The following is a 2,293-nucleotide window of genomic DNA, read 5'->3' as shown; positions in this document are numbered from 1 at the left end:
GGTCGGGGGGCTGGTTGGACTGCAGCAGGAGGTGGCTGCCGCGGGAGGTGTCCTCGATGCGGAAGAGGACGCCGTAATGGGTGCGGGCCGCGTCCTGGACGCCGTCGGGGAACAGGGACATGACGCGGCGGTGCAGGGAGGTGACGTGGGTGCCGCCCAGTTCCTGCTGGGCCAGGCGCGAGGGGCCGGGGGTGAGCCGGGTGAGCCACAGGGTCATCGGATGCTCCCTTCCAGGGCGGGGCGGGCTTCGGGTGTGAAGGAGGGCGAGGTGTAGGCGGCGAGTGCGCGCAGGTAGGCGGGGCCGTGGCCGGAGCGGCGGCGCTCAGGCGGCGTCATCGCTGATCATTGCGGGCGTGAGGGGGACGTGGATGGTCTGTACGGCTCGGGAGGCGAAGAGTCTTTGCTGGGGGCGGAAGGAGAGTGGGTGGTCGTGGCGTAGTTCGACGTCGAGGGCCATGGGGTCGGCGTCGATGATGGTGCGCAGCCACATCTCGGCCGGCTCATCGGGGATGGGGCGGTGGCGGGCGCGGATGTGTGGCTGGTTCTCCAGCCAGGGGTGGAGGGTCAGTGCCTCGTCGAGCGGCCGGTGGGTGATGGGTTGGCGCTCGCCTGGCAGGCCGTGGCTGGCGATGGGCCGGGCGGGGACGAAGGCTTTGCGTCCGAAGTAGAGCGGCCAGTGCGGCCGGTCGAGGGCGTTTCGGAGGCGGTCAAGGAGTGGGGTGTCGTCTGATTCGAGGGCGACGAGGAAGAGGGCGTCGGCCATGTAGAAGCGTTTGGTGACGGCAGTGCGGTGGTTCTTGCCTTCGGTGTTGGGCACGTTCTGGACGGTGTGGAAGTCGTTTTCGACGACGCCTTCCCGGTCGACTCGCACGCCCATGCGTAACGTGGCCAGGTGTCGGATGTCCTCGTCGGCGTCCTGGGGGATGCCGAGGGCGGCTGCGAGAAGGCCGACGACACCGGATTTGGTGGGTTCGGTCGCGGTGTCGCGGCTGTTGAACTGTGATCTGACGCCCCAGGACTGCATGGGGGCGTCGAAGCACATCAGCAAGGTGGGCATGGCGGTCAGCTCTTGGTCGCGGTCAGCAGGCCGGAGGTGAAGGCGTCGAGGGTGGGGGCCTTCATCTCGTCGGGCACGCCGGTGAGGGCGGGGCCGATCGCGGCGATGCTGGTGTGGCGCAGCTGGGTGTCGCCGTAGAAGGTGCGCAGTTGCTGGAAGTGGTCGACGAGGCGCTGGCTGGATGCAGCCATGAGATCGGGGACTTCGGTGACGGGGCTGAGGAAGGCGTTGGCCAGGTTCCAGGCGCCGGTTTCACGGACGACGCCGAGGAGGGCTTGCGGCATGGTGCGTGCGGCCATGGAGTTCTGCTTGCCACCGGGCACGGCGTGAATGAAGGAGTACAGCCAGGCGCGGGCCGCGCGGGCGACGAGGTCGGGGTCGGCGGGCAGGTTTTTGGTGAGCTGGTCCAGGTCGAGGTTGGCGTAGCGGTAGAAGCAGGCGGTGTTGAAGTCGACGGTACCGATCATGTCTGCGGCGGGCTCGGCGTCGGGCCGAAGGTCGTCGAGGGCGGTGTAGTAGTCGAATTCGTTGACGACGGCGTGGGTGGACAGGGCGTGGGCGACCTGTGAGGCAGCGTTGACGTTGAAGTCGGTGTTGTCGGCGATCATGCGTCCGAACAGGGCGATGTCCGCGGCCCGGGTGCCGTCCAGGATGCGTTGGACGTGCTCCTGGGCCTGCTTGGTGGGCTTGGCTGCGGTCGCCTTCGCGGTCTTCTTCTGTGGTGCCTTGTCGCCCTTCTCCTTGCGCGTTTTCGCGTCGGCCACGGTCTTGGCCAGGGCGTCCCACCGTTCCTCGCAGTAGTCGGCAAGGTGCTCCTGGGCGGGCCGGCCGACGTAGAGGAGGTACTTGGTCAGGCCGGTCGCGGTGTGCGCGGCGAACCCGATCTCCTCCAGACCGGCCTGGCAGACCTCCAGGGCTTCGCCGGTGTCGCGGCCGCGGTCGGCGAGGATGCCGGCGGCAGCGTCGCGCAGGCGTTTGGTGCGTACTCCCAGTTCGGAGGTGTCCAGGCCGTGCTGGGCGAGGAGTTGGCGTGCGGCGCGCTTGAGGGACTGGCTGGAGATGCGGGCGCGGGTGTGGCCGCCGAATCGGGCGGTTTTGGGCTGGCCGAGGTCGTCCCGGTTGAGGTTGCTGACGGGGAAGGACTGCAGGAGATGGAGCTCGATGAGCATGGCGGGTCTCCGGTTCAGGCGTTGGGGTCTGCGGTGGCCGGGTCGGCCTCGGCCGGGGCGGCGGGGG

At 69.0% G+C, this 2,293-nt stretch carries 4 protein-coding genes; all 4 read right to left on the bottom strand.

The window, feature by feature from the left end:
* The coding region (locus FNH09_RS46130; RefSeq protein WP_152895834.1) for a type I-E CRISPR-associated protein Cas6/Cse3/CasE at positions 1-217 on the bottom strand (217 nt) is incomplete at its 3' end.
* Positions 214-336 (bottom strand): hypothetical protein, encoded by a 123-nt coding sequence (locus FNH09_RS49680; RefSeq protein ID WP_274390317.1) that lies wholly within the window; start codon positions 334-336, stop codon positions 214-216. The genes FNH09_RS49680 and FNH09_RS46130, both read right to left, overlap by 4 nt.
* The gene (gene cas5e / locus FNH09_RS46125) at positions 323-1,057 is read right to left on the bottom strand and encodes a type I-E CRISPR-associated protein Cas5/CasD (protein ID WP_152895833.1); all 735 of its coding nucleotides are present in this window, start codon (positions 1,055-1,057) and stop codon (positions 323-325) included. The genes FNH09_RS49680 and cas5e overlap by 14 nt, the downstream gene beginning before the upstream one ends.
* 5 nt (positions 1,058-1,062) lie before the next feature.
* Complete coding sequence (cas7e, locus tag FNH09_RS46120; RefSeq protein WP_152895832.1) at positions 1,063-2,226, bottom strand: type I-E CRISPR-associated protein Cas7/Cse4/CasC; 1,164 nt, start codon at positions 2,224-2,226, stop codon at positions 1,063-1,065.
* Positions 2,227-2,293 lie beyond the last annotated feature (67 nt).

The organism is Streptomyces adustus (assembly GCF_009377175.1).
GTDB classification, from domain to species: domain Bacteria; phylum Actinomycetota; class Actinomycetes; order Streptomycetales; family Streptomycetaceae; genus Streptomyces; species Streptomyces adustus.
This window is presented reverse-complemented; position numbering and strand designations above follow the sequence as displayed.

Excerpts from the sequence above, each read along its gene's own strand:
- cas5e (WP_152895833.1), bottom strand. The coding sequence starts at position 1,057 with ATGCCCACCTTGCTGATGTGCTTCGACGCCCCCATGCAGTCCTGGGGC.
- FNH09_RS49680 (WP_274390317.1), bottom strand. The coding sequence starts at position 336 with ATGACGCCGCCTGAGCGCCGCCGCTCCGGCCACGGCCCCGCCTACCTG.
- cas7e (WP_152895832.1), bottom strand. The coding sequence starts at position 2,226 with ATGCTCATCGAGCTCCATCTCCTGCAGTCCTTCCCCGTCAGCAACCTC.